General features: G+C 63.8%; 21 protein-coding genes, 3 tRNA genes and 1 pseudogene. 5 read left to right on the top strand and 20 right to left on the bottom strand.

All coding sequences use genetic code 11. The features are described 5' to 3' along the window. Window positions 1-16 precede the first annotated feature (16 nt). Window positions 17-1060, bottom strand: a complete 1044-nt coding sequence (gene epmA, locus G3A50_RS20990) for an EF-P lysine aminoacylase EpmA (protein WP_163077048.1) — start codon at window positions 1058-1060, stop codon at window positions 17-19. A gap of 149 nt (window positions 1061-1209) precedes the next feature. Here epmA and efp point away from each other — a divergent pair, with 149 nt between their 5' ends. After that, window positions 1210-1779: an elongation factor P gene (efp, locus tag G3A50_RS20995; protein WP_163077049.1), complete on the top strand. Its 570-nt coding sequence runs from the start codon at window positions 1210-1212 to the stop codon at window positions 1777-1779. A gap of 68 nt (window positions 1780-1847) precedes the next feature. Here efp and smpB read toward each other — a convergent pair whose 3' ends face one another. Both smpB and dapA read right to left on the bottom strand, forming a co-directional pair. Next, entirely contained in the window at window positions 1848-2321 is a 474-nt protein-coding gene (gene smpB, locus G3A50_RS21000) for an SsrA-binding protein SmpB (RefSeq protein ID WP_163077050.1), read from the bottom strand. A 40-nt stretch (window positions 2322-2361) separates the two neighbouring features. Continuing rightward, window positions 2362-3252 carry a 4-hydroxy-tetrahydrodipicolinate synthase gene (gene dapA, locus G3A50_RS21005; RefSeq protein ID WP_210255187.1) on the bottom strand — a complete coding sequence of 297 codons (891 nt, stop codon included), beginning with the start codon at window positions 3250-3252 and terminating at the stop codon, window positions 2362-2364. Between the two features lie 370 nt (window positions 3253-3622). Between dapA and G3A50_RS21010 the strand changes: the two genes are divergently transcribed. Then, window positions 3623-5821 (top strand): lytic transglycosylase domain-containing protein, encoded by a 2199-nt coding sequence (locus G3A50_RS21010; RefSeq protein WP_163077052.1) that lies wholly within the window; start codon window positions 3623-3625, stop codon window positions 5819-5821. A gap of 274 nt (window positions 5822-6095) precedes the next feature. On the opposite strand, the gene G3A50_RS21015 is transcribed toward G3A50_RS21010, so the two are convergent. From G3A50_RS21015 to G3A50_RS21065, 11 genes and pseudogenes are all read right to left on the bottom strand, one after another. After that, a complete protein-coding gene (locus tag G3A50_RS21015; protein WP_246251959.1) occupies window positions 6096-8198 on the bottom strand; it encodes an OmpA family protein in 2103 nt (700 codons plus the stop codon). 106 nt (window positions 8199-8304) lie between these two features. Further along, the gene (locus G3A50_RS21020; protein WP_163077053.1) at window positions 8305-9564 is read right to left on the bottom strand and encodes an aminopeptidase; all 1260 of its coding nucleotides are present in this window, start codon (window positions 9562-9564) and stop codon (window positions 8305-8307) included. A gap of 139 nt (window positions 9565-9703) precedes the next feature. After that, the gene (locus G3A50_RS21025; protein WP_343037823.1) at window positions 9704-10375 is read right to left on the bottom strand and encodes a nucleoside 2-deoxyribosyltransferase; all 672 of its coding nucleotides are present in this window, start codon (window positions 10373-10375) and stop codon (window positions 9704-9706) included. Window positions 10376-10469: 94 nt separating this feature from the next. Beyond that, window positions 10470-11141: an SOS response-associated peptidase gene (locus G3A50_RS21030; protein WP_163077055.1), complete on the bottom strand. Its 672-nt coding sequence runs from the start codon at window positions 11139-11141 to the stop codon at window positions 10470-10472. A gap of 375 nt (window positions 11142-11516) precedes the next feature. Then, on the bottom strand, window positions 11517-11735 hold the full coding sequence (locus tag G3A50_RS21035; protein WP_163077056.1) for a hypothetical protein: 219 nt from the start codon (window positions 11733-11735) through the stop codon (window positions 11517-11519). Window positions 11736-11785: 50 nt separating this feature from the next. Next, window positions 11786-12121 (bottom strand): annotated as a pseudogene (locus tag G3A50_RS21040) (integrase core domain-containing protein); the annotation flags it as partial. 356 nt (window positions 12122-12477) lie between these two features. Beyond that, a tRNA-Arg gene (locus tag G3A50_RS21045) sits at window positions 12478-12554 on the bottom strand. Window positions 12555-12582: 28 nt separating this feature from the next. Further along, window positions 12583-12888 carry an ETC complex I subunit gene (locus G3A50_RS21050; protein WP_163077058.1) on the bottom strand — a complete coding sequence of 102 codons (306 nt, stop codon included), beginning with the start codon at window positions 12886-12888 and terminating at the stop codon, window positions 12583-12585. 52 nt (window positions 12889-12940) lie between these two features. Further along, window positions 12941-13017: transfer RNA gene (locus tag G3A50_RS21055), tRNA-Pro, on the bottom strand. A gap of 318 nt (window positions 13018-13335) precedes the next feature. After that, window positions 13336-13815, bottom strand: a complete 480-nt coding sequence (locus G3A50_RS21060; RefSeq protein ID WP_163077059.1) for a DUF192 domain-containing protein — start codon at window positions 13813-13815, stop codon at window positions 13336-13338. 28 nt (window positions 13816-13843) lie between these two features. Next, window positions 13844-14446, bottom strand: a complete 603-nt coding sequence (locus G3A50_RS21065; RefSeq protein WP_163077060.1) for a cold-shock protein — start codon at window positions 14444-14446, stop codon at window positions 13844-13846. A 688-nt stretch (window positions 14447-15134) separates the two neighbouring features. Here G3A50_RS21065 and G3A50_RS21070 point away from each other — a divergent pair. Continuing rightward, window positions 15135-15557 (top strand): VOC family protein, encoded by a 423-nt coding sequence (locus tag G3A50_RS21070; RefSeq protein WP_163077061.1) that lies wholly within the window; start codon window positions 15135-15137, stop codon window positions 15555-15557. A 215-nt stretch (window positions 15558-15772) separates the two neighbouring features. Then, a tRNA-Glu gene (locus tag G3A50_RS21075) sits at window positions 15773-15847 on the top strand. 134 nt (window positions 15848-15981) lie between these two features. Here G3A50_RS21075 and G3A50_RS21080 read toward each other — a convergent pair. The 5 genes from G3A50_RS21080 to G3A50_RS21100 form a co-directional block, all read right to left on the bottom strand. After that, complete coding sequence (locus G3A50_RS21080; RefSeq protein WP_163077062.1) at window positions 15982-17028, bottom strand: mechanosensitive ion channel family protein; 1047 nt, start codon at window positions 17026-17028, stop codon at window positions 15982-15984. 122 nt (window positions 17029-17150) lie between these two features. Further along, the gene (locus tag G3A50_RS21085) at window positions 17151-18068 is read right to left on the bottom strand and encodes an MBL fold metallo-hydrolase (protein ID WP_163077063.1); all 918 of its coding nucleotides are present in this window, start codon (window positions 18066-18068) and stop codon (window positions 17151-17153) included. 113 nt (window positions 18069-18181) lie between these two features. Beyond that, entirely contained in the window at window positions 18182-19387 is a 1206-nt protein-coding gene (locus tag G3A50_RS21090; protein WP_163077064.1) for an NAD(P)/FAD-dependent oxidoreductase, read from the bottom strand. A 106-nt stretch (window positions 19388-19493) separates the two neighbouring features. Beyond that, window positions 19494-20324 (bottom strand): alpha/beta fold hydrolase, encoded by an 831-nt coding sequence (locus G3A50_RS21095; protein ID WP_163077962.1) that lies wholly within the window; start codon window positions 20322-20324, stop codon window positions 19494-19496. 230 nt (window positions 20325-20554) lie between these two features. After that, window positions 20555-21505, bottom strand: a complete 951-nt coding sequence (locus G3A50_RS21100; RefSeq protein ID WP_163077065.1) for a helix-turn-helix transcriptional regulator — start codon at window positions 21503-21505, stop codon at window positions 20555-20557. Window positions 21506-21723: 218 nt separating this feature from the next. On the opposite strand from G3A50_RS21100, the gene G3A50_RS21105 reads away from it, so the two are divergent. Further along, window positions 21724-23298, top strand: coding sequence for a winged helix-turn-helix domain-containing tetratricopeptide repeat protein (locus tag G3A50_RS21105; RefSeq protein WP_163077066.1), 1575 nt, complete (start codon window positions 21724-21726; stop codon window positions 23296-23298). Between the two features lie 428 nt (window positions 23299-23726). Here G3A50_RS21105 and G3A50_RS21110 read toward each other — a convergent pair whose 3' ends face one another. Beyond that, on the bottom strand, window positions 23727-25058 hold the full coding sequence (locus tag G3A50_RS21110; protein WP_163077067.1) for an amidase family protein: 1332 nt from the start codon (window positions 25056-25058) through the stop codon (window positions 23727-23729). Window positions 25059-25068 lie beyond the last annotated feature (10 nt).

Below are 25068 nucleotides of genomic sequence, written 5' to 3' on the forward strand. Positions count from 1 at the left end.
TTCACGCGCCGCCGTCTCAGGGGGCTACGGGCGCCCACAACACGTCTTCTATGCGCCGCGCTCCAGCCGCGAGCATCACCAAACGATCGAGACCAAGCGCGATTCCGGATGCCTCCGGCATCACGGCAAGCGCCGCCAGAAAGTCCTCGTCGATCGGGTAGCGCTCGCCATAAAGTCTCTCCTTCTCGTCCATCCACTGCACGAAGCGACGACGCTGTTCATGCGGGTCTGTCAGTTCACCAAATGCATTGGCCAACTCCACCCCGCACGCATACAGCTCGAAGCGCTCGGCCACACGTCCGTCCCCCGGCTTCGGCCGTGCCAGCGCCGCTTCAGAGATGGGATACTCATAGAGGATTGTCGCCCGCCCCTGCCCCAGATGCGGTTCGACTCTCTCCACCATCACCCGTGTGAAAACATCGGCCCAGCTGTCGTCAGGCGCGACCCTAATGCCGCTCGCGGCGGCGGCCTGCCATAACATGTCGCGCTCATTCCCGGCCTTATCAACGCTCGCCATGAGGTCGATACCCGCATGGCGGGTAAACGCGTCGGCAACGGTCAGGAGTTCAGGCGAAAGCTGAGGGTCGCAGCTCATGCCACCATAAGTGAACAGGGACGTGCCGGTCGCATTCGCCACCGCCCCTAGCAATGCGGCGCAGTCTTCCATCAACGAGTGGTAACGCTCGTCCGTCCGATACCATTCGAGCATGGTGAATTCGGGATGGTGGAGCGCCGTCCGCTCACCGTTTCGAAACACCCGAGCGAGGGTGAACAGGCGCGTTTCACCCGCCGCCAAGAGCTTCTTTGCCGTGAACTCCGGCGACGTGTGCAGGTAGCGTTTCGCCTGCGTGCCGTCCGGCGCTTCGAGCGTGGTGGCAAACGCTTTGAGGTGCGTCTCATTGCCTGGCGATATCTGAAGAAGGGGCGTCTCCACCTCCACAAAATCCCGGGCGGCGAAGAAGGCGCGAATCGCCCCGATTACCCGCTGGCGCGCCATCAGGAACGGCCGCCGGTCCGCATGGATCGACGGCGACCACCAAGGAGAAGCGGGAACGGACATGGAAAGCTCCGGCGAGTTGGCCAGGCGGGGTTGCCAGGCGGGGTTGGCGGACGGGGTTGGCGGACGGCGGACACGCTTGTATAGGAGGCGCCAAATAGAATCCCGGTCATGCCGCACGAGGCGGCGCACCCAACAGCCAGAGGACCGAAATGGTCAAGGTCATTGCCAGCACATTGCGCAAGGGCAACGTCGTCGACATCGACGGCAAGCTCTACGTCGTGCTCACCGCCGACAACATCCACCCCGGCAAGGGCACGCCGGTCACCCAGATCGATATGCGGCGCATCTCGGACGGCGTGAAGATTTCCGAGCGCTACCGCACGACCGAACAGGTCGAACGCGCCCACGTCGAGGATCGCCCCCACACCTTCCTCTATTCGGATGGTGAAGGGTTTCACTTCATGAACCCCGACAATTACGACCAGGTGGCGGTGCATACCGACGTGGTCGGCGATCAGGCGCCCTATCTCCAGGAAGGCATGCAGGTCATGCTGAAGATCCACGACGGTAACGGCATCGCCATCGAACTGCCTCAACGCGTGGTGCTGGAAGTGGTGGAGACCGAGCCGGCGATGAAGGGCCAGACGGCCTCGTCCTCCTACAAGCCGGCCGTGCTTTCCAACGGCGTGCGTTCCGCTGTGCCGCCGCATGTCAGCATCGGCACCCGCATTGTGGTGATGACCGCCGACGGGTCCTATGTCGAGCGCGCCAAGGACTGAACGGCGCTGATTTCCAAAGTGAAAAAGCCCGGGCAACGCCCGGGCTTTTCTATTAAATCCGATTTTCCTCAGCCCCTATCCCGCAACAATCTTTGCTTGTCGCGGGCCCAGTCCTTTTCCTTCAGCGCCTCACGTTTGTCATGGGCCTTTCGTCCGCGAGCGATCGCAAGCTCGACCTTGGCGCGCCCCTGCTCATTGAAATAGATGCGCAGCGGCACGACCGTCATGCCCTCACGCTCGACCGCCTGCCACAGCTTTGCGATCTCGCGCATGTGCAGCAGCAGTTTTCGCGGACGGCGCGGCTCATGGTTGAAACGGTTGGCCTGAAGGTATTCCGGGATGAAGGAATTATAGAGGATTGCCTCCCCGGACTTGGCCGAGACGTAGCTCTCTGCGACCGTCGCCTTCCCCTCGCGCAGGCTCTTCACCTCCGTCCCGGACAGCGCGATCCCCGCTTCGAATGTCTCGCCAATCTCATAATCAAACCGCGCCCGCCGGTTGTCGGCGACAACCTTGCGGGGCAGCTGTTTCTTTTCGGCCATGGCTCCAGCTCCGGACCGGAGCCTTCGCCCCGGACTAACGTCAGTTGATCAATCCTGCATGCCGCATGGCGGCCTGGACGATCTCCTTGGTCTTTGCACTTACCGGCACCATGGGAAGCCGGGCTTCGTCGGCGATCTTACCGAGAACGCTCAGTGCATATTTGGTGGGGCTTGGGTTGGTTTCAACGAACAACGCCTGAAACAGCGGGAACAGCCTGTCCTGGAGTTCAAGCGCGCCCTTGTAATCACCCGCTGCGCAGGCGTTGATCAGCTGTGCGCAGAGCTTTGGAGCCACATTCGAGGCCACGGAGATGCAGCCATCGCCGCCATGGGCCATGAATGCAAGCGCCGTAGCGTCCTCGCCGGAGAGCTGGTTGAATTCCGGCCCCATCGCCTGGCGCTGAAGGCTGACACGCACAAGGTTCGCGGTCGCATCCTTCACCCCAGCAATGTTCGGCAGCTCGTAAAGCCGTTGCATTGTCTCGACCGACATGTCGACGACCGACCGACCAGGAATGTTGTAGATGAAAATCGGGATGCCGATCGCGTCGTTAATGGCCCTGTAGTGCTGAAACAGCCCTTCCTGGCCCGGCTTGTTATAGTAGGGCGTCACCACGAGCACGGCGTCGGCCCCGGCCTGTTCCGCGTGACGCGCCAGGTCGATTGCTTCAAGCGTGTTGTTGGAACCTGCACCGGCGATCACCGGTACGCGGCCGGCCGCCTGTTCGACGGTCCACTCCACGACACGCTTGTGCTCATCATGGGTCACGGTCGGGCTCTCGCCGGTGGTCCCAACTGGCACGAGGCCGTGGATGCCTTCCGCGATCTGCCAATCGACAAGTCCGCGCAGTGCTTTCTCGTCGAGCGCGCCGTCGCGGAACGGCGTCACGAGCGCCGTAAAGGATCCACGGAAAGGCAGAGAATGCGGCATGGCGCGCTCCTGGAATTTTCTCTTCTTTGTCGCGGGCCAGGGATTGGGCTCTCGCGAAGGGTGCATGAGATATCGCGTCAGCGCGCCGGAAGAAAGGGCCTAGTTGCCTCATTGCCCAACGAGCAGGGCGCCCTGCCCCCATTTTGCCCGGTTGCCACGGCATAAATAGCCAGATGCACGGTGCCGGATTGACCACGCCACAGCGTGGTTAGCAATTCGTCAATCAGATCGCGTGACAATCGAGCAAGACGCAGTTCCGAACCGGCCGCTTCGGAGCAGCAAGGACCCAAAGGTGCGCACCCCTGGTTTCGGCGCATTATCGGTACCGTTCACAGCGTCCGTCAGTCGAAGCGTCGGGAGTGCGTAGTTCATGAGCGAATTCAGCAGCGGGCATCGGTGTAAGACCGGATCGGCGCTAACTTCGTCGCGCACGAGCCGTCGACTGGCCGTCCTGCCACTCGCGGCAATTCTCCTCGCTTCGTCCACCAGCATTTTCACGGTTTACGCGGCCAGCGCCACTCCGCGCCCCGTTCCCAAGCCCCACGCGAAGCCGGTAGCCGCGAGATCAGCATCGAACGTACCATCGCCTCCCAGCAAGCCCTCGGTGGAGGCCGCCGTTGAAGCGGAGGCGACTGGCAAGGCCTCGCTTCCGGTTCCCGTGTTGTCCGGCGCCATGGGCGACCTGAAGCAAGCAGTGTCCTTCGTCGAAAATGGACAGAGCGCCCAAGCCCTCGACATGGCGGACAGGATGCGGGACCCCGGCTCGCAGGCATTGGTGCGGTGGCTCGCGCTTCGGGTGACCGCGAGGGATGTTGGCTTCGATCGGGCGATCGCGATTCTCGACGCTCATCCCACGCTGCCGACTCCCGTCGTCCTGCGCCGGCGACTGGAGTACCTGCTCTATGTGGAAAACAAGGATCCGCGCACCATCCTTAAGTTCTTCGCCGAGCAGCGTCCTTATTCGGGTGAGGGCAAGATCGCCTTGGCGCGGGCCCTGTTTGCCGCAGGCGATCAGGCTGCCGGCACCGCGTGGCTGCGCGATGCCTGGCGGGAGGATGCGCTATCCAGCGACATCGAATCGACCGTAATGGTCGAATTCGGCGGTGTACTGACAGCTGCGGACCACAAATATCGCGCCGACAAGCAGCTTTATGCTGAAGACGCCGACCGAGGCATGCGCGCCGCCAAACGCGCCGGCGATAATGTGGTGGCTCTCGCCAAGGCCCGCATTGCGCTTTTCTCACGCGGAGCCGGCGATCCGGCCAAGCTGCTTGCGGCCGTTCCCTCGTCCATGCGATCAGACCCGGCCTATATCTACACGGCCGCGAAGATCCAGCGCCGCGCCGGCAATGACGAGGCCGCAGCCAAGCTGCTCGCTGCCGCGCCGAAGGACCCCGCGCTTCTCGTCGATCCTGACGAATGGTGGATTGAACGCCGCCTGGTGGCGCGGGAGCTGCTCGACAAGGGCGAACCGAGTGCGGCTTATCGCGTGGCGCGCGACACTGTTCCGCCGGAGAACGAGCACAAGAGGTCTGACGCGCATTTCACCGCCGGATGGATTGCGCTGCGGTTCCTCAATGACCCCAAGACAGCACTTCAGCATTTTGCCCGTGTTGCCGAAGGCCAGAGCCATCCCGCGACGATCTCTCGCGGCTACTATTGGCAGGGTCGCGCCTGGGAGGCGCTCGGCTCGACGGCTAATGCCCGCGGCCAGTACGAGGCGGCCGCCGCTTACAGCACCGCCTATTACGGCCAACTGGCACGCGCGCGCCTCGGTGTGTCTGACGTGCGGGTCCGGGCGGCCCCGCCGGCGAACGTCATCCAGCGCGCCGCGTTTAACGCGGATGAAGGCGTGATGATCTTCCGGCTGCTGCAGAAGCTCGACAAATCCAGCCTCTCACTTTCCCTCGCCTATGACTTGGCCGAGAGGCTGCCCGACTCGGGGCAGCTTGGTTTGCTTGCGGCGCTCGCAAAGGCCGATGGCGACGCTCGCACCATGACGACCATTGGCAAGATCGCTCTCGGTCGCGGCTTCGCACTGGAGGCTGAGGCTTATCCGACGATCGGTATCCCCAAGTACCAACCCATTACCGACAATGTCGATCTCGCGCTCGTTTATGCGATTGCCCGGCAGGAGAGCATGTTCAATGCCTCCGCTAGATCGCATGCCGGCGCCACAGGACTGATGCAGGTCATGCCGGCCACAGGCAAAACGATCGCACGGCGGAACGGCGTGAAGTTCACGCCCGCGCAGCTCAACAATCCGTCGGTGAATGTTCAGTTCGGTGCGGCCGAGCTGCGCAGCCTGCTGGACAACTACCAGAACAATTACGTTCTCACCTTCGCAGGCTACAATGCGGGTCGGGGCAACGTCGCCAAATGGATCGCCCAGTATGGCGACCCGCGCGACCCTTCCGTTGACCCCATCGATTGGGTCGAGCGCATTCCGTACTCGGAGACGCGCAACTATGTGCAACGGGTCATGGAGAATGCCCAGGTCTACAAGGCTCGCTTCGGTTCGCGCACGACGCTCCAAATCGAGGCTGATCTGCGTGGGGCCCGGCTGTAAGCACCGGCTGATCGCGCCGGCGCCGAAGTCACATCATCGAGCGGCGGGCAAGAGTACGGCGTAGCCAACAGCCGCCCGCACAGCCGACAATATAGGTCGCGACAATCAGGATCGACACGTCCACGGCGAATCCGATCATGAAGCGCCCTTCCCGCTCTCCGGCAGCGGCTTTTGGCGTCGCGGGGCGCAGCCGGCGAACCATCCGGTCGCCAGTCCAATCGCCAGCGTCCCGACGAGGTAGGGCCAAATCTCGAACGCCAAATACCACATTAAATTACCTCACAATCACTTGGAGGCCGGGCTCGACCGGTCCGACTTCGTCGTGATTCTGGATGGCCACGGCGCTCGGTGCGCCAGTGAACAGTCGCTCCGGCGATATGCCGGCATGGGCCAGATAGTCAGTTACAGCGCGAGCACGGGCGAGTGCGCCATCCGGCGTGGTCGCCTGCTGCACTGACACTTCAATCATTGCATCCGGGCAGCCGCTTGCTGCAAATGCCACGTGGTCCAGCAGACCGTAGCTAGCCGGAGCGATCGCAGCTTCATCCGGCGTGAACTGTATGGCGCCGCGCGCGAGCAGATCGTCAATCGCCTTCTGGCAGGCCGCCTTGTCCGACGACTCGCGCCGCACCGCCACGTTGAGACTGAGATCAAGCGCGAAGCCTTTGGGCAGTCCGGCAGTGAGACTCGACCGAACCTGTTCGATCGCCGCCTCATAAAGCACGGTGCCCGAGAAGCGCAGCTTGGTATCGTCGAACCGCGCCTCCCCTTCGCTCAGACGCGCCAGTTCGTGCAGAACAACGAGTGTCGCTTTCTCGAAGCCGTCCGGCGCGCCGAGAGCCAGAGCGGACACGTCGTTCAGCGGCATCCCGAGCAGTTCAGTCTTGGCAGCTTCGACCAAGGCGGCATGGCCCAAGGTCGAGGGATAGAATCCCGAAATGGTGAGGCCGTCCGAATCCTTGCGCATGCCGAAGACGTAAGGTGACACGATCGGCGGGCGTACGTCCGATTCAACCGTGAAGCCACGCGGCAACTGGCCAGACAGCGCTGCCTGTACGGCGCCGAACGCGGCCGAGTCCTGTGCCTCACCCGAAATTGCCAGGACATCACCGTTGCCCCTCACCGCGCCGCTCCGCAACTTGGCAAGTTGACCAACGCCAAACACCGTTGCGTTCACCCATGCCTCGGCGCCGGGACCACCGGACGCGATCCTCATCTCGTCACTGGTGGGCACGCCCGGGAAGCCCGCACGCACAGCGTCGATAACGAGCCGCTTCGCATCCTCGGAAGGCGCGAATCCCGTTAGGCGCAGACCGGCGCTCCCGCGAATGACCGACCAATTGAAAGGGCTGACCGTTGGCGGCGTGACAGCGAAACGCGTCAGCGTATAGCCTTCGGGAACAGACCGGCGCGCCCCTGCGATCGCGTCATAGGCCGCGAAGTCCGGAGCCGCCCCCTCGATCGAAATGGTGGTGTCGGAAAGGCCCACCTTTCCATTCGGCAGACGGCCGAGCTGCTGGAGCGCGAAGTCGACCGCCTTAAGCCATCCCGCGGAGGGAGGCGAACCATCGGCAAGGCGCAACTGATCCGAGATCGCAGCGCCCGGCACAGCCGCACGCACCATGTCGAGCAGGGAGCGGCGCGCATCGCCGAGCGGGATATACCCTGAAAGTCGCACGCCATCCGGCTCACGCGAAGCCTGCCATACGAAGGGAGACACCGCCGGGGGCAATACGGCGAAACGTGCCAGCTTGAAATCGGCGGGTAGCTCACTTCGAACAGTGACCTCCAGCTCATCATAGGTCGTGAAATCCGGTGCTCGCCCTTCGATCGAAAAGGCGTCGTCGGAAATGGTGATCCGACCTGCAGGCATCCGCGCAAGCTGCTGGATGCCGAACACGACCACACCAACGAAGTCGCCTGCCGGAACACCGCGTGCCCGTACCAGCTCCTTCACGCCAGCGACGACCACACCGGGCGCCATCTTCTCCGCGGCATCGGCTATCCGCCGACGTGCCCACGCCGACGGTACATATCCCTCGAGCCGAAGCTGTGCGCCATCGCGTATCGCCGTGAAGGTGAAGGGCCGACGTTCAGGAAGCAGCGTCGTGCTGTCGCTGACAGAGCGGACACCCGCGAGGCGCCCCAGCTCGCTACGCACCTTCACGCGCGCTTCCTCGGAGAGCGCCTCCCCTTCCAGCAATGCGTCGCGCCCGTCGAAGCTGGCGTGCGCCCACGACTCACCGATCTGAACCAGGAGCACACCCGAGCGTGTCGCCAGATCATGTTCGACCGGCGCTCGTGAGAAATGAATGGCCGCTGCCAGCAACAGCAGCAGGGCCGGCAGGCCTTTCCACCAGGCACGCCAGCGACACATCAGGCCCGTCCCCCGTCCTGTGGCCCGCGAGAACCGGGCGCGACGCAACACGACCTCACCGCAGTTTCCCTTTGCGGGGAAACTAGCATTGCACGCCTGCGTCGTTTCAAGCCCATTCGCCCTTGCGCATTACCGGCTCGGCCTCGCCTTGCGCCGTAATGCCGTCCACGTCGACTTCCCCGGAACCGATCATCCAGTCGATATGTATAAGACTGGAGTTCGCACCACGAACGGAAAGCTCTTCCGGCGACAAGTCCGAACCGTCGATGAAGCACTTGCTGTAGGACTGGCCCAACGCAATGTGGCTCGCCGCGTTCTCGTCGTACAGCGTGTTGTAGAACAGAAGGCCGCTCTTCGAGATTGGCGAAGAATGGGGAACCAGCGCGACCTCGCCAAGCCGGCGGGAACCCTCGTCCGTCTCCAGCACCTTGGACAACACGTCGAGCCCGGTGCGCGCCTTGGCGTCAATGATGCGACCACCCTCGAACCTTACCGAAATGTCCTGGATGAGGGTGCCCTGATAGGAGAGCGGCTTGGTGCTCGAGACGTAGCCCTCCACCCGGCTCTTGTGAGGCGTCGTGAAAACTTCCTCGGTGGGAATGTTGGCGTTGCAGATCACGCCGTTCTTCGCCGTGGAGGCGCCGCCCGCCCACTCATGCTCATCCGCCAGACCGACGGTCAGATCGGTACCCGGGCCACGGAAACGCAAGGCGGAATAACGGCGAGCATTGAGCTGGGCCGTACGGGCATGGAGAGCATCGTTATGTGCCTTCCAGGCTGCCACGGGATCCGGCGTGTCAACGCGCGAGGCAGCAAAGATCGCATGCCAGAGTTTGGCTACGGCAATATCCTCCGGGTCATCCGGAAACATGGCCTTGGCCCAGGCCGGCGCCGCGAAGGACACGATGGTCCAGTTGATGTCGAAACCGGCGATGAGCGATAGCGCTGGCATGTAGGCTTTCGAACGTGCCCGATTTGCACGCGAGACCTTCTCGGGATCCTCATTGGCCAGCAGCGAGGGGTTTTCACCGGAGATGGCGAGGCGGGCCGCACCGTTCTTGAAAGCCTGCGCCATCCCCTCATAGAGCCAGTTGCTGGCCGTATCGAAGCTCGCATCGGACGCGCTGTGGAAGCGCATCAGGGTCGCCTCCTCGTCACTGAACAATGTGGTGACCAGGCTGGCTCCGGCTTTGTAAGCGTGGTCGGTTATGCGCCGTACCAGCGGCAGGGCATCGATCGACGCCGTCATGACCAGTTCCTGCCCCGCCTTCAGGCCTAGACCAACATGAACGGCGACCTCAGCGAGGCGATCCAATCGCTCGTCGTGGGAAAGCACTTCCGGAGTAAGGCCGGCGAGCTTCGTCATCTGCGTCTCCACATCAAGCGGCCAGGCCGCGACTCGGTCGCATTGAAGGTAGCGGGGCGGGTAACCGTCAAGCGTGTCCTTCATGCCGATGAAAGTAGGCAGCGCTGAGGCCCGGCAGCGAAGCCCCCCAAGGTGGCGATTACCAACCAACCAGCCGATCGACGAGAGCGCCGGCGCCCAATGCCACCAACAGGCTTATCAAAGCCGCCAAGAGCACAGCGCGCCGAGTGCTTCGCTGAAGCAGGCGATTCTTCCGGACATGACCAAGGCGTGCCATGGCTTCCGCGATCGCTCGTTCCGGAGACGGCCACACCGTCGCGCCATCCGGGACGATCATCAGGTTCTCGGGCTTGTCGAGGTCCTCCACCAGCATACCCTCGCCATCACGACCATCAGAACCGACGCGGATGCGCTTGATCAGAACGCGGGCATCATTCGACCAGAGAAAGACCGGCGTTCCGCGGGCCTCTGCGTAACCGATCTCGAAAGCCGTGCCCGGATCCATATGATGGCCCCGGAATGGGGAAATGTTCGCGACGATCGCGTCGGCTTCGTCGATCATTGCGATACAGCTTCGACGGATGTCTTCGCCGCGCGTGTCGAGCGGGTAGAGACCCTCACCCCCGGCAGCCCGGCACAAAGCAACAAGCCGACGGCCCTCTTCTGCCGCGTCGTGACGAAAGACTTCGGGACCAGCGAGATACAAGCGCAAGCGTGACATGACGGGCTTTACAGCGGAACGGAACCCCAGCTTTAGCCGCCTCGACACACCCGGCGCAATGACATCGGCCCGATTGTACGGCTTAGACATCGCCCGAACGAGCCTACTCAATGTTTGGATACCGGCGTTCCGGGCTCCGTGCTCCCAATCCAACGCAACCCATCGGTGCGGCACCCATCGTCGCCTAGAGAAGCCGTGGCTCCTGCGCCGCCGGCGGATCTTCCTTGGCGCCGCGTGCGACAATCATCAACGCATTGTCGGGCAACGGGCGCTGCAGCCCCTGCGCCTCCTGCCATGGAGCGCGCAACCACACGTCGCGTTCTTCCGCAGTGGTCAGAATGACCGGCATGGCTTTCTGATGAATGGGCGCAACAACGGCATTTGGTTCGGTTGTCAGGATACCGAAGACATCGGACGTGACTTCACCCTCCCTCACTTTTCGGACGCTGGTCCAGTTTGACCAGAGTCCAGCGAAGAAGGAGAGCGGACGGTCTTCGGCGAAGGCGAACCACGTCACCTCATGGGTCACTGGCGCATTTTCCGAGAAGCTGGTGAAAGGCACGAGGCACCGATGTGCCGGACCGAGCCAGCGGCGCCAGTGTGGCGAGGCAACGTTGCGGATATTCGTGACGCCCGGATCCCGATTTTTGCCCTTCAGCAGAAACGCGGGCGACGGCATTCCCCATCGGGCCATAGCAAGGCTCAGTGCGTCACCAACGCCCGGCCGCACGATAGGGGCCAGATAGTCGGGAAATATCCCGGGCTGCGGTGGCAGATTTCCGGCAAAGTTATCCAGCGCGCCGACCAGATCAGCGATCGCACGGACATTCGAATTTTGGCTGTAGAGATTACACATTTCTCACGGCCCTGTTCGGCGGCGATTCCGGCCGAGGGTGAGGACACGGACGAAGCTTCCCTTTCATCCTCAGCGGCGGAGGCGCCGATATTCTTGCTGCCGCGCGGCCATATCGGGCGGGATGACAAGCTGGCCCGATTCAACGACACCACCGCACATCTCATAGGCGGCGACAGGCCAAAGTCGTTCCACAACGGCAGGGATCAGCGCCGCGGGAATTGAAGCCGCACCCGCGTCCAGGGCACACAGTGATCGGGCGCGAACTTCCAACTCGTTTGTCATGTTCGACACGCTAAATCCAATCCGCGCTGGTACCTAGAGCAATTATGAGCAGTTCCGGCTTTTGACGCCGCATCTCCGAATGCGGTTCAGACCTCATCTTGGATCGATGATACGCCGATACTCTTCGCTAAGTCGCTCGATCTCAGTGACGGTAAACGGCCACTCGCCGACGGTCTCGTGCATCGGGTAGATCTCGGCCGCGAGCACGGGCCAGAACTGATCAACCCTGGCCGCCAGCTCGGCGCCGAAAATCCCTCTCCGCTGAAGGTCAATCGCGCACAGAGCGCGGGCACGTTCTTCGAGTGTTTTCATGCCCCGGATGGTACGTTAGTCCGCCGGGAACTTCTGCTCACTTGTGCACATTAGTGGCCACCAAAAAATTCTCGAACTGCAAGTAAAGTTGGCCCGCCCCTATTGGGTGGTCCGGTTTCAATCGGCTTCACTATCGGCCTTTCGGCCTGATCTGACGCGGCGGGCAGCAACGGCACGGCGAACGCTGGAGCTGGAGGCCTGTCGCCAAGTGATGAGCGCGGCCGTTCAGGGTTGTAAGGGTGGCGCCAAATCCCAATGATGATCTTTGCCTCAGCCAAACCGTAGAAGAGTTCGCCGTTCAGCTGTTCGTCTCTGAGCCTGTAGTTGACGCTCTCGCAATAACCGCTCTCCAATGGCAAGCACGGTTCGATGAAGGCGGTCCTAGCCCACCCGGCGGCGTGCAGTTGCGCTGTGAGCCGCCGAGAGCCAGAGCGCCTATAGCGGGTGGCGAGTTCGACGGTGTCAGCGGACAGGGGCGCTTCGTCGGCACGGCCCCCGCCGGCACGCAAAGCGCTCCGACACCCCGATCGCCGCGGCAACCCGACGTCATCGGGATACCAGCACGTCGACCTGGCCTGCTTCCGGAACTGCGCGACGATCTCTTCCGCCTTGGGCTTCTTCTACGCAATAGCGCCGTCCCGCAGAGGCTCGAAAGCCTAGCCTAAGGAGGACCACTCTTCAGGGCGCAGACGGGATCGGCCCGCTTGGCACAGATCTTTTGAGAATTTATCACTGACTTAAATGGCGACCGCGGATGGGCTCGAACCATCGACCTGCCGCTTAGAAGGCGGCTGCTCTATCCAGCTGAGCTACGCGGCCCCTTCGGGATTGCACCGGAATCAATCCGTCAGTGCGTCCATTGCCCGACACGGCGGAAGCTGAAATTGTCGGAATAGGCCATGCGTCGACGCGCGGGTTTGTTAGGTTCCTGAAGCTGGAAGGCGATCCCGTGCCGCTCGGCATAGGCAATCGCTTCTTCTTTGGTGTCGAAGCGCAGGCGGAGCTGGCTCTTCATGTCGCCGGAACTTGTGTAGCCCATAAGCGGCTCAACCTGCCGGGGCTGCTCGGGTTCATAATCCAGAACCCAAAGTTTGGTCTTTGCCGTGCCGGACTGCATGGCATTCCGGGCAGGCATATAGATGCGCGCTACCATTCAACTCGCTCCCTGCCAGTCGCTTCATCAAAGCGAACATTGCACGTCCGGATGGTCGGGGCAGCAGGATTCGAACCTGCGACCTGAAGTTCCCAAAACTCCCGCGCTACCGGGCTGCGCTATGCCCCGACTACTTCAAACCGTTGTAACCAAACGATCTTCGAACGCCAAGTCATGACGCCCGCGACATGCAATGGCACAGAGAGCAGCGCTAAGGCAAGACCCAGCAGCAAATGGAGTCGGCCGGAGTGCCTAAGCCGCTCATCGCGGCACCCCTCCCGGGGCCGGCAGCCTCACGGCAGCGCCTCCAGAACGCCATCACAATTGAACGGAACCTGCGCGATGGAGTGACGAAAACAGCGCGCACCTGTAGGTGTTGGGAAAGTTCTCCCTCCCTAAAATTCCCGGCGAGGCCTTGTGGCCTGCCCCGACGTACACCGAATCACGTTACGGGCTGCTGAACAGCCGGTGGCTGACACGGTCACCCACGGCAATGCCGCGCGCCTTTGCCGTACCCGCCTTCAATTCCAGTACGGCACTGACCGGTACTTCGGAGGAGATGGTCTGCGTCGACAAGGGAACAGTGTCGGCAGCAATGCTGGCCACGCGCCCGTCCGAGCGAATAAAGACCATGTCGAGCGGGATGTAGGTGTTCTTCATCCACATATAGACAGGTTGCTCGACTCCGAAGTCGAATAGCATGCCGACGTCAGGAGCGAGCTCGGTACGGTACATAAGCCCTTTGGCGCGCTCGGCCGCGGTCTCTGCCATCTCGACCCTGAACGTCACCGGACCAGACCTTGTCTGGATACTCAGCGTGTCAAAGGTCGCAGCCCTGGCGTGACCAGAGGAAACTACCAGCAGCAACGTAAGCGCGCAGAAAATTCCACACGCCCACCCGGTCGTTGCACGAAATACGAACCTCATGCGGATCTGATGCGCCGTGGCGCCTTCCCTAATGCGACGAGGGTGTCGATGCCCCGTCCGGACGCACTTCGGCGGCCATCAGCCCTTTTGGGCCTGGCCCGAAGCGCACCAGAACCATCTGCCCAGGGCGCAATTCGGTCAAGCCATGGCGGCGTAGGGTTTCCATGTGGACAAATATGTCTTCCGTTCCCTCACCGCGCGAGAGAAAACCAAATCCACGCAGCCTGTTGAACCACTTGACCCATGCGCGCTCAAACCCGCCGACCGGCTGGACGCTGACATGCGTACGAGCCTGAGGAAGCTGCGAATGGTGCAGTGCCGTGGACGAGTCCATCGACAGAACACGCAGCGCCTGGAAGCCTCGCTCCCGCACCACAGCCTCGCACACGACCCGCGCGCCCTCCTGCGCCGTGGTGAAACCACCGCGCCGCAGGCAGGTGACATGCAGCAACACATCGCTGCCGCCGCCATCCGGGATCACGAAGCCATAACCTTTTGAAACGTCGAACCATTTAATGGTACCGGCGATCTGGACGAGCCCAGTCTCAGCCCTGCTCGCCTCGCCGACATCATCGTCCACAGGCTCGTGATTGATCAGGCCAAAGCGTGGTGCAGAACTGTCGGCTACCATCGGCCACCCACCTCCGGGAACGCCTCACCCCGCCGAACGGCGAGCCGGGGATGATTCTAACTCTCGAAGCATAGCATCCGAAGCCGCCACGAAAACACCCAAATTGAATCGCAGCGCCAGTTTGGAATAGCTTTAGCGCAGCGTCGCGAAGGCTCTCAGCCGAGCGCCGGTCTCGTCGTGAAGCACGATGTGGGCAGTTTCATCCCATGCGGTCGGCACGCGGTTTACTATTACCGTGTCGTTTCGCCTGGACGGGGAACACAGAGGCTGGATGAATGGGGCCAGCACGGTGTGTGCAATCCGGTGCGCACGCGCCATTCGCTTAGAATCGTTCGCGCACCCAGTCCGACCGATAGCATCTCTGGCAGTCGAGACAGTTCGCATAGGTGGCGCCGCGACGTTCGATCACTTGATCGGCCGAGACGCCCGACATCTGGTGAAGGCCGTCGGTGTTCTACGTTCGAATTGCCGCCTGCCCGCCTCCAGCGACAAGTCGCGCAGACGGTCGATTCTTTATGCCTCGCCGCGCCTACGCGACCGACTCATCGAAGCTTCTTGGCGCATCTCGTGGCTCCCAAGGAGAGCCGCATCAAAGCTCCACTCACGGGCTTGATGTCACCATTCAGCGTCATATGTTCGAGCCACCCGTTTTGTCAGGCCAATCGCCCGACCCTTGCACGAGGACAGCATGAAATTTCTTCATACCATGGTACGCGTGAGCGATGTCGACGCGGCACTCGACTTCTACTGCAACAAGCTGGGCCTGGAAGAAGTGCGCCGGAAGGACGTTCCTCAGGGGCGCTTCACACTGATCTTCCTCGCCGCACCTGGCCAGGAGGGGCTCGCCGAAGTGGAACTGACCCATAATTGGGATTCGGAAGCCTATGGCGAAGGTCGCAATTTCGGCCATTTGGCCTTCGAGGTCGACGATATCTATGCGACCTGCAAGAAGCTCCATGATGCCGGAGTGACCATCAATCGTCCGCCACGTGATGGCTACATGGCGTTCGTCCGCTCGCCGGACAACATTTCGATCGAGCTGCTTCAGAAGGGCGACGCTCTCCCGCCGCAGGAGCCTTGGGCTTCGATGGCAAACACCGGGAAGTGGTGATCGACCGCTGAACCGCGCCGCGAACGATGCGCCCGTCGCAACCACAGCAGCGAACAACGTTCTTTGAACACGAGGATCGCCATCCCTTCGCGACGCAAACCGCCTGCAGGCCTGCAGGCATTGCCGCTCGGAACGCGCTGCGTGCGTGCCTGTGTATCGTGTCGATCAGGTGCTTGTGCAAAGCGCATCCCGCCCCTATAAGGTGCCCCGCCTGCGCGCCCTTCGTCTATCGGTTAGGACGCCACCCTTTCACGGTGGAGAGAGGGGTTCGACTCCCCTAGGGCGCGCCAGCACCGCCGAATGTACTCCGTGATGCGACGTGGCTGCCAAGAGTCGTCCGGAGCAAGGGCAGCAAATAACCGCGCCAAACAATTCTTGTCGCCCGTAGATTTGCTGCGACGGCAGTACGACGCTGTCGCCCCTATCATAGGGGAAGCCCAGGAAGGGGCGCCCCGGGTGAGCGCGATTCGACATTAGCGGCGGAAGCCTCGCCGCAAGGTGTTGCCGGTACGAAGACAAGACTTTGTGCGGGCAAGGCCAGGGCAAGCCCGTCTGCTTTGCAGTGGCCGTGGATGAGCTCGATGATCTCGTTCTTGGCGAGCTTTCCCACGGCGAGGCTGGCAACGTGGAACTGCAGCTCCACCTCGATCGCGACGGCGTCGATGGCTGTCAGGGCAACGGCCGGCGAGGGATCCTTCACGATGCGGATGCTGGATTGCAGCACGCTGCGCATCGCCTCCTCGATCAGTCGCGGGCTCTGCACGGCGGCGAAGCGCACGCCCAATTTGATCTGATGAGTCTCATCGGTGCGGCTGAGACTGGTCAGGACCTGTCTCGCCAGCGTGCTGTTGGGCAGCACGACGACATTGTTCGCCACAGTCAGCAGGTTGGTGGAGCGCCAGTTGGTCTCGGTGACACGGCCGGCGGTGCCGTCGCTCAGCTGCACCCAGTCGCCTATTGCATAGGCCTTGCCGAGCGTCAGCGCGATGCCTGAAAAGACATCGCCGAGCGTGTTCTGTAGCGCCAGACCCAATGTGAGGGCGACCACGCCCGAGGTCGTCACCAGCGAGGCAACGGGCATGCCGAAGACGAAACCCATCACCGACAGCGCCACGCCGAGATAGATGACGGCAACGGCCATGTCCAAGATGAGATGGGCTTCCCGGGGCTTGCGGTTGAGCCGGACATAAATGTGGATGAGACCGATGATCGTCCAAGCGAGATGGGTCCACCAAAGAACTCTGGCCGACTTCGACAGCAGGGCAGCGAAACCCTCCGTATGGACGTCATCGGGCTGATGCGGCGCGATGCCTCCGGTATAGACGACGAGGCACATGCCGGCGAAGACCAGGATCTGGCCGATCAGGCGACCTGTCGGGCGGCTGCGGCCCTGAAGGTGCCAGATGACGATGCCGGCAATGCCCAGGATGTTGATCAGGGCAAGCGGCAGGTAGTGGTCATCGCCAGACATGGGGGAGATTCGCCGGGATTGCTTGCGGTAGACCGCACCGGCCGAGCCGGGTTGATGCGGGATTGGGTGTACCGGAGCATCTCTACGTTCGGCGCGGAGATGCTCCGGTCGGCGCCAGGGACTCAGTAGTCCCAGAAGACCGGCACCCAGCGGAAGTGGTCGCCCTCGACCGCCACATGACCGACCGACGGGAACGGCAGGTGAGTGGCTACCAGCGATGATCCCGTCGTCGCCAGCTCCTTCAAAAGACGGATCCGGACGCGGGCCGCCTCTTCGGGGTCATGTTCGAAGCCGTTGTACCATTCGGGGTGTTCGAACCCGACCGCGAACACGGCATCGCCGGCGAACATGAGCCGGTCGTCGCCGGACGCTACGCGGACCACGCTGTGGCCGGGGGTGTGGCCGCCGGTGCGAGAGACAACCACGCCCGGCGCCACCTCGGCTTCCTGGTCGAACAGCCGCAGATGGCTCTCATACTCTTTCGCGAAGCGCTTCGCGGTTACGCGAAGCGCGTCCGGGAACCCCGCCGGCATATTGACGTGCGAGAAATCGGGCGCCTTCCAGAACTCGACCTCGGCGGCGGCCACATGGATCCGCAGATCCGGACGCAGCCGATCCTTGACTCCGTCGATGAGGAGTCCGCCGACATGATCCATGTGCATGTGGGTCAGGATCACGTCGGTCACCGTCGCCAGGTCGATGCCCACGGCCGCGAGCCGCTTGATCAGTTGGCCGGCCCGCGGCAGATTCAGGTCCGGGTCAAGGCCGAGCCCGGCATCGACGAGGATGGTCTGCTCGCCACTGCGGACCACGACCACGTTCAGCGCCCAGTCGAAAGCCTCAGTTGGCAGGAACATGTCATTCAGCCACGTCGCTCGTGCCGCCGGCTCGACATTGTGTCCCAACATCTTGGTCGGAAGCGGCAGCACGCCGTCGCTGATGATCAGCACGTCGATCTCGCTGACCCGCACCGCGTAGCGCGACGGCACCAGTTCTTCGTGTCCCGTTCGACGGGGGGCGGAGGTATTTTGCACGTTCATGTTCGTCTCCTGCTGAGGGGATGGAGCCGACCCGGTCGGTTCCGATGACGGTCTGGGGCTGTGGAGAGGTGATCTGGGCGCGAACAGCGATGCGCGCGCGGCATTGGTCGCGCCTAGAGGTCGGTGACGCGCTCGGGATCCGCCGAGGCGAGGGCTACGTCGCGCTGGGCACGAGGCGGGTAGATCCACACCGTGTTGATCTCCTGCTTCATCTTCTTGGCCTCGGCACCGACGAACTCGACGTGGCGGTCCCAGCCGCGCGTGAACAGCGCGCCGGCGTCGCCGAGGTCGAGGCAGGTCACATAGGCTTCCTGGTGATAGGGGATGGTCGGCACGCCCAGCAGCTCGGCGGCGGCGTTGTGGCCGGCGAAGGCACCCATGCGGGTGGCGTGCTGGCAGGACATCAGCGCGTAGTTGCCGATGTCGTCGCACGCCGCCTTTGCGGCATCGCCGGTGGCGAAGACGCCGCCGACGCCTGGAACGCGCAGGGCGCGGTCGACGAGGAGCCGGCCGGAATTGTCGCGCTCGGCCGGAATCTGCTGGGTCAGCGGCGCGGCGCGCATGCCGGCGGCCCAGACCACCGTCGCGCTCTCGATGCGCTCGCCGCTGGCGAGCGTCACGCCGCCCGCATCCACCGAAGCGACGCCGGCGCCGAGGCGCGTCTCCACGCCCACCTTGCGCAGGGCGTTCTCGATGACCGGGCGCGGACCGGCGCCCATGTCGGGCGCGATGGCGTCGTTGCGGTCGACGATGACGACGCGGATGGCGGCGTTGTCGCCGAAGATAGTCCGCAGGCGCGCCGGCATTTCCGTCGCCGCCTCGATGCCGGTGAAGCCGCCTCCGGCGACGACGACGGTGTCGCGTGCGGCCGACGCCGGCTGGCGCGCCAGTGCGTGCAGGTGGCGGTCGAGTGTAACCGCGTCGTCGAGTTGGTCGACGGCGAATACATAATCGGTGATCCCCGGAATGTCCGGGCGGAACAGCCGGCTACCGGTGGCGAGCACCAGCCGGTCATACGTCAGCGTCCTGCGTTCGCCGCCACCGGTGACGATCCCCACCGAATTGGACCGGGTGTCGACCGTCTCGGCGGTGCCCTGCACATAGCGGACGTCGATCTCCTCCAGCACCGGCAGCAACGGCGCCGTCAGCGTCTCGGGCTTGGGCTCATAGAGGCGCGGACGAACCACCAGCGTCGGCTGCGGCGCCACCAGTTCGATCTCGAGCTCCTCGGGCGAGATGCCCTGGAGATCGCGCAGGCGCGCGGCGGAAAGAGCGGCATACATGCCGGCGAAGCCGGAGCCGATGATGACCAGTCGCATGAGAACTACTCCTGTGAGGGATTCGGAAGGGCGCACGTCGCCGCCGCCGCCGCCCGTCGGGGCGGGGGGGCGTTCGGCTGCGATGCGTGGATGCGAGGAGGAAGCGTCAGCCCGCTATGAAGGCGAGCAGCTCGGTGGCGACGAGATCGGCATGGGTGGTGCAGATACCGTGCGGCAGCTTCTCAAAGGTCTTGAGCGTGCCGTTTTTCACGAGTTTCGCCGAGAGCGGGGCGGAGTCGGCGATCGGCACGATCTGGTCGTCGGTGCCGTGCATCACCAGCGTCGGCACGGTGATGCGGGTGAGATCGTCGGTGAAGTCGGTCTCGGAGAAGGCGCGGATGCCGTCATACTGTGCCTTGGCGCCGCCCATCATGGCCTGGCGCCACCAGTTCCAGATGACCGCCTGTGACGGCTCGGCACCGGACCGGTTGTAGCCGAAGAACGGGCCGCTGGCGAAATCGAGATAGAACTGCGAGCGGTTGGCGGCGAGCTTCGCGCGCAAGTCGTCGAACACCTCGGCCGGTAGTCCGCCGGGATTGGCAGTCGTCTTCACCATCAGTGGCGGCACGGCGCTGATCAGCACCAGCTTGGCGACGCGGTCCTTGCCGTGGCGCGCAACGTAACGGGTAGCCTCGCCGCCGCCGGTGGAGTGGCCGACATGGACGACGTTGCGGAGATCGAGATGCTCGACCACCGCCGCAACGTCCGCTGCGTAGTGGTCCATGTCATGGCCGTCGCTCACTTGGGTCGAGCGCCCGTGCCCGCGCCGGTCATGGGCGATGACGCGATAGCCTCTGCCGACGAAATGGAGCATCTGCGCGTCCCAATCGTCGGAGGAGAGCGGCCAGCCATGATGGAAGAAGATCGGCTGTCCGGTCTTCGGGCCCCAGTCCTTGTAGAAGATCTCAACGCCGTCCTTGGTGGTGACGGTACGCATGGTCCTGCTCCTTTCAGCGAGGGGGTCATTGCCAGCGCCCTCGGCCGACGAGATGCGGACCGTCGCGGACATCGCGCCGGCGATGGCCGTCACGAGGACGTTGCGGCGCGACAGGTGGGGGAGATTTCCGGTCATCGTCTGTCTCCTTTGGCCGGTGGCACGAGATTGGTTTAGCGCGGCGTGTACGGCGCTGACCGAGAGCGATTGCCGTGGTTCGAGAGCGATTGCCGCTAACGTGCGCGGCGCCGCCATTCGCTCGGCGTCTCGCCGGTCAGGCGTCTGAAGGCGGCGGCGAAAGCGGATTGCGAGCCGTAGCCGAGCGCCACCGCGATCGACACGACCGGCTCGTCGGTATCGCGTAGCAGCGTCATCGCCTGCGCCAGCCGGTGCTGCCGCAGCCACGCATGCGGCGAAAGCCCGGTGCTCTGCTTGAAGGCGCGGCAGAAATGAAAGCGCGACAAGCGCGCGTCGGCGGCGAGCGCGGCGAGTGACAGGTCGGCGTCGCTGTCCGAGCGCAGGCGCTCGATAGCGCGGCGCAGCGCCGTCGGCGACAGCCCGCCCAATGCCGGCTGGTGGCTGGCGGGAGCGCCGGTGTGCACGGATAGAATCCGCGTCGCCAGAAGCTCGGTGAGCTGCTGCCGGAACAGTGCGTCGAGGGCCTCGCTGCCGTCGAGGACCTCCGCCGCGCTCATCAAGAGGCGGGAGGTCGTCGGGTCGAGATGGCCGGTGCGCTCCAGCAGGGGCGCGGGCCGGGACGTATCGGCCTCGGCGGCCACACGCTCCAGGATCGCGTGCGGGAGATAGAGCTGGAGCACGTTAACCTCGCCGCCGATGTCCCAGCGCGAGCTCGTGCCGGAGGGGATGATCGTCACCACGCCGGGGCGCGCCATCCCGGATACGAGCGATCTGCCCGTCCGGCGCTCCAGGCGCTGCATCGTGCCGATATAGGTCATGATGACGTGGTCCTTCATCGGCTCGACCACGTCGTGCAGTTCGCCGTGCTTCCAATGGGCGAAGGAGCTGCCGGACAATTCGGTGACGATGCGGCGCGGCGTGGTACCGAGGACGCGCGCCATCTCGTCCGCCGAGGGCCGGGCGCCGGCCCAAGGCTGTTCCTCGGTGGGCTCTGAAGTGCGGAACAGATCCTCTATCGAGGGTACGCGCAGGATGGCCTTGTCCATCGGTCCACGCTCACGGCTCGGTTGCTTGGTAAGTGCAGAGTGCGTCCGGGCCCGCACGAAGTCCTTGCGGCGGGGTTGGATTGGTCTTGCTTTTGCGTCCAAAAGGGCGGCACGCGCCGGCCTAATGGAAAAAGCTGCGTCCACACCATGATATGAAGACCGGCTGGAGAACCGCGGAGAATTGCTCAGCTCTGCGGATCGGCCGATGGAGCGGTGGATTGAAGTATCATTTCGCAGACTGCGTGCTCGACCTCGATCGACGGGAGCTGACTCGCGGGTCGCAGTCGGTCGCCGTCGGACCGCAGGTCTTCGATCTTCTGGTGCATCTCGTCGAGAACCACGAACGAGTTGTGAGCAAGGACGGCCTGCTCGATGCGATCTGGAACGGGCGCATCGTCTCCGAATCCACGCTGACCAGCCACATCAACGCGGTGCGCAAGGCGATCGGCGACAGCGGCGCCGAGCAGCGCCTTGTGCGCACCGTCGCCCGCAAGGGATTCCGCTTCGTCGGCGAAATCCGGCAGGTGGGGGTGCCAGAGGCCTTGCGAGAAGCCCCGGTCATGCCACAAAGCGCCATCCTGGCGACAGCCGTGACGGCGCACAAGCCTTCCATCGCCGTGATGCCGTTCCAGAATCTCAGTGGCGACCCCGAGCAGGACTATTTTGCCGATGGCATGGCGGAAGAGATCATCACCGCCCTGTCGCGCGTGCGCTGGCTGTTCGTGATCGCGCGCAATTCGAGCTTCGCCTATCGCGGCCGCCCGGTCGACGTGAAGCAGATCAGCCGGGAGCTGGGCGTCACCTATGTTCTCGAAGGCAGCGTGCGCAAGGCCGCCGACCGCATCCGCATCACCGGCCAGCTCGTCAATGCCAGCACCAACGGCTATCTCTGGGCCGACCGCTTCGAGGGCGCCCTCGACGACATCTTCACGCTGCAGGATCGCATCTCCGGAAATGTCGTCGGCGCCATCGCCCCCCAGATGGAACTGGCGGAGATCGAGCGCGCCCGGCGCAAGCCCACCGAAAATCTCAGCGCCTATGACTGCTATCTGCGCGGCCTCGCGCATCTCCACCGCGGCGGCAATGAATCCGTCGAGGCGGCATTGCCGCTGTTCCGCAAGGCGATTGAGCTCGATGCGGAATTTGCGCCGCCTTACGCAATGGCCGCCTGGGGCTATTTCTGGCGCAAGGTCAATGGCTGGACGACCGATCCGGTGCAGGAGACGGCCGACGGCATAGTCCTCGCCCGCCGCGCCGTGGAACTCGGCCGGGACGACGCGGTGGTGCTGGCGAGGGCCGGCCACGCGCTTGCCCATCTCGCGGGCGAGTTCGACAGCGGCATCAGTCTTCTGGACCGGGCGCTGTTCCTCAATCCCAACCTAGCGCCGGCCTGGTTCCTCGGCGGGTTCCTGCAGGTCTGGCACGGCAAGCCGGAAGGGGCGATCGAGTATTTCGAGCACGCTATGCGCCTCAGCCCCGTCGATCCCGAGCTCTACCGGATGCAGGCCGGGATCGCGATGGCGCATCTCTTCGCCGGCCGTTTCGAGACCGCGTCCCTTTGGGCGGACCAGGCCCAGCGGAACCTGCCGAGCTTCCTCATGGCCGTGGCCACCGGAGCGGCGAGCCTGGCGCTGTCGGGCCGCACGGAGGAGGCCCGCCGGACCATGGACCAGTTGCGCGAGCTGGGCCCCGCGCTGCGCCTCTCCAGCCTGAAGGGCTGGCTGCCGATCCGGCGGCAGGAGGACTTCGCCCTGTTCGCTGACGGCCTGCACAAAGCCGGCCTTCCCGACTAGTGAGCCGCAACGATCGAAGGCTTCAGCATTCGTTTCATAACAGCGTACGGACCATGTGATCGACGTGAACCGCGTCACCGAGCCAAGCCCATTATTCGGACATTCCTAAGTCGTAGAGATTTCAATAATATAGGTGTTCGCAGTTTCACCTTGGTCGGCGCGCCAAACACCGTCGATAGACTGCGGCATCACGACATTGCCGCTGAATGCCGGCATACAGCGCTTGACTGGCCAGCAGACCGCACGCCTTCAGGGCTTCGTTCTAAAACCCCTGTCTGAAGTCACTCCTTCGCCCTACGGCGGCGCTGGAGCGCCTTGGCGCAACATCGAGACAGATCGTCGCTCGCCTGAATCTGCGCTCCAACATCCGAATTCATAACCTCCTTAGCCTCGTAGCCGGCTTGAGCGCGCAGATATGGGCACTGCCTTCAGCGTAGCAGAATCTGCTCGAGCCAGTTCGCCTGAGCGAGCACTTGATCATCCTGCCCCGAGACGGTGCAAAGCTGGGTCGAGAGCGGCAAACTCTCCGCCGTCCATCCGCTCTGCAAGGCCACGCTCGGCATGTCGAGAAAACTGGCAATCATCGTCAGGGCCAGCGTAGCGACATTGACCTCGGCAAAGCGCGCGGGATCCGCCTCCAGCGGAGCCAGCAACGGCGGGACATGCTTGACGGTTGGCAGGATGAGCGTCGCGTCACCGAGTTCGGCGCGCAGGCGTTGCATCTCCTGTGCGCGGATCGAGACGAGTTCCGCCGCCGCCTCGACGGAGATGCGGGCGGCACCATCGAGCCGGCTCAGCACGCGGGCATCGACAAGGGCGCGCTTCGGACTAGTCAGCGTGTCGAGATGCAGCTGGCGCGCCTCATAGGCGCCGAGCCAACCGAGCGTCGCTATGGCTTCGCGTGCGCGGTGCCAGGCCTCAACGCGCTGGCGACGGACCGTCGCGTGCCGGGACAGTCGTGCCAGGATCTCCTCGAAGTGGGCGCGAACCGGCGCCGTGATCGCAGGGTCATCCAGGATGGAATCGTCGACCACGAAATGAAGCGCCGGCGCCGGCAGCGGTCGCGGTGCGAGACCGCGCATCGCCGCGTCCATCGTCACGCAGTCGGCGATACAACCAGCCAGCGGGCCGAGGCTGTCGAGGCTCCTCGCCAGCGGAAACACGCCCGCCATGTCGTAGCGCCCCTGCGAGGCCTTGTAGCCGGCGCAGCCGGTGAAGGCGGCGGGCACCCGCACCGAACCGGCGGTGTCGGTACCGATCGCTGCCGGCACGATCCCGCGCTGCACGGCGACCGCCGAGCCACAGGAGGAGCCGCCCGGCATGCGTGGCTCGCTCCCCGGCAGGTCGGCGGTCGGCGTGCCGAAATGCGGGTTAGCGCCAAGGCCGGAAAAGGCGAACTCGCTGAGATTGGTCTTGCCGATCGGGATGAAGCCGAGGCGCCGCGTCGCCGCGACCACGGGCGCATCCACCGTGGCCGGGGGCGCCTCGTCGCGGGTGCGCGAACCCGCGCTAGTACGCGTGCCGGCGATGTCGAACAGGTCCTTCCACGCGATCGGCATGCCGTCATGGCGACCGAGCGGCCGCCCGTCCGTCCAGCGCCGGCGTGAGGCATGAGCTTCCGCAAGCGCTGCCTCTTCTATCAGCGTGATGAACACGGCGTCGGACGCCCGCGCCCGCTCCAGCGCGCGCTCGACCAACTGGACCGGATCGGTTCGACCCGTGGCGAGGTCGGCGGCAAGATCGTCGAGGTTCTCGGACATGATCGGCTCC

It is taken from the genome of Ancylobacter pratisalsi, assembly GCF_010669125.1.
Classification (GTDB): domain Bacteria; phylum Pseudomonadota; class Alphaproteobacteria; order Rhizobiales; family Xanthobacteraceae; genus Ancylobacter; species Ancylobacter pratisalsi.

Excerpts from the sequence above, each read along its gene's own strand:
- G3A50_RS21025 (WP_343037823.1), bottom strand. The coding sequence starts at position 10,375 with ATGTCTAAGCCGTACAATCGGGCCGATGTCATTGCGCCGGGTGTGTCG.
- G3A50_RS21015 (WP_246251959.1), bottom strand. The coding sequence starts at position 8,198 with ATGTGTCGCTGGCGTGCCTGGTGGAAAGGCCTGCCGGCCCTGCTGCTG.
- dapA (WP_210255187.1), bottom strand. The coding sequence starts at position 3,252 with ATGCCGCATTCTCTGCCTTTCCGTGGATCCTTTACGGCGCTCGTGACG.
- G3A50_RS21085 (WP_163077063.1), bottom strand. The coding sequence starts at position 18,068 with ATGAACGTGCAAAATACCTCCGCCCCCCGTCGAACGGGACACGAAGAA.
- G3A50_RS21035 (WP_163077056.1), bottom strand. The coding sequence starts at position 11,735 with ATGAAAACACTCGAAGAACGTGCCCGCGCTCTGTGCGCGATTGACCTT.
- G3A50_RS21090 (WP_163077064.1), bottom strand. The coding sequence starts at position 19,387 with ATGCGACTGGTCATCATCGGCTCCGGCTTCGCCGGCATGTATGCCGCT.
- G3A50_RS21030 (WP_163077055.1), bottom strand. The coding sequence starts at position 11,141 with ATGTGTAATCTCTACAGCCAAAATTCGAATGTCCGTGCGATCGCTGAT.
- G3A50_RS21060 (WP_163077059.1), bottom strand. The coding sequence starts at position 13,815 with ATGAGGTTCGTATTTCGTGCAACGACCGGGTGGGCGTGTGGAATTTTC.
- G3A50_RS21065 (WP_163077060.1), bottom strand. The coding sequence starts at position 14,446 with ATGGTAGCCGACAGTTCTGCACCACGCTTTGGCCTGATCAATCACGAG.
- G3A50_RS21050 (WP_163077058.1), bottom strand. The coding sequence starts at position 12,888 with ATGGTAGCGCGCATCTATATGCCTGCCCGGAATGCCATGCAGTCCGGC.
- G3A50_RS21020 (WP_163077053.1), bottom strand. The coding sequence starts at position 9,564 with ATGACGAAGCTCGCCGGCCTTACTCCGGAAGTGCTTTCCCACGACGAG.
- efp (WP_163077049.1), top strand. The coding sequence starts at position 1,210 with ATGGTCAAGGTCATTGCCAGCACATTGCGCAAGGGCAACGTCGTCGAC.
- smpB (WP_163077050.1), bottom strand. The coding sequence starts at position 2,321 with ATGGCCGAAAAGAAACAGCTGCCCCGCAAGGTTGTCGCCGACAACCGG.
- G3A50_RS21080 (WP_163077062.1), bottom strand. The coding sequence starts at position 17,028 with ATGTCTGGCGATGACCACTACCTGCCGCTTGCCCTGATCAACATCCTG.
- G3A50_RS21070 (WP_163077061.1), top strand. The coding sequence starts at position 15,135 with ATGAAATTTCTTCATACCATGGTACGCGTGAGCGATGTCGACGCGGCA.
- G3A50_RS21095 (WP_163077962.1), bottom strand. The coding sequence starts at position 20,324 with ATGCGTACCGTCACCACCAAGGACGGCGTTGAGATCTTCTACAAGGAC.
- G3A50_RS21100 (WP_163077065.1), bottom strand. The coding sequence starts at position 21,505 with ATGGACAAGGCCATCCTGCGCGTACCCTCGATAGAGGATCTGTTCCGC.
- G3A50_RS21110 (WP_163077067.1), bottom strand. The coding sequence starts at position 25,058 with ATGTCCGAGAACCTCGACGATCTTGCCGCCGACCTCGCCACGGGTCGA.
- epmA (WP_163077048.1), bottom strand. The coding sequence starts at position 1,060 with ATGTCCGTTCCCGCTTCTCCTTGGTGGTCGCCGTCGATCCATGCGGAC.
- G3A50_RS21010 (WP_163077052.1), top strand. The coding sequence starts at position 3,623 with ATGAGCGAATTCAGCAGCGGGCATCGGTGTAAGACCGGATCGGCGCTA.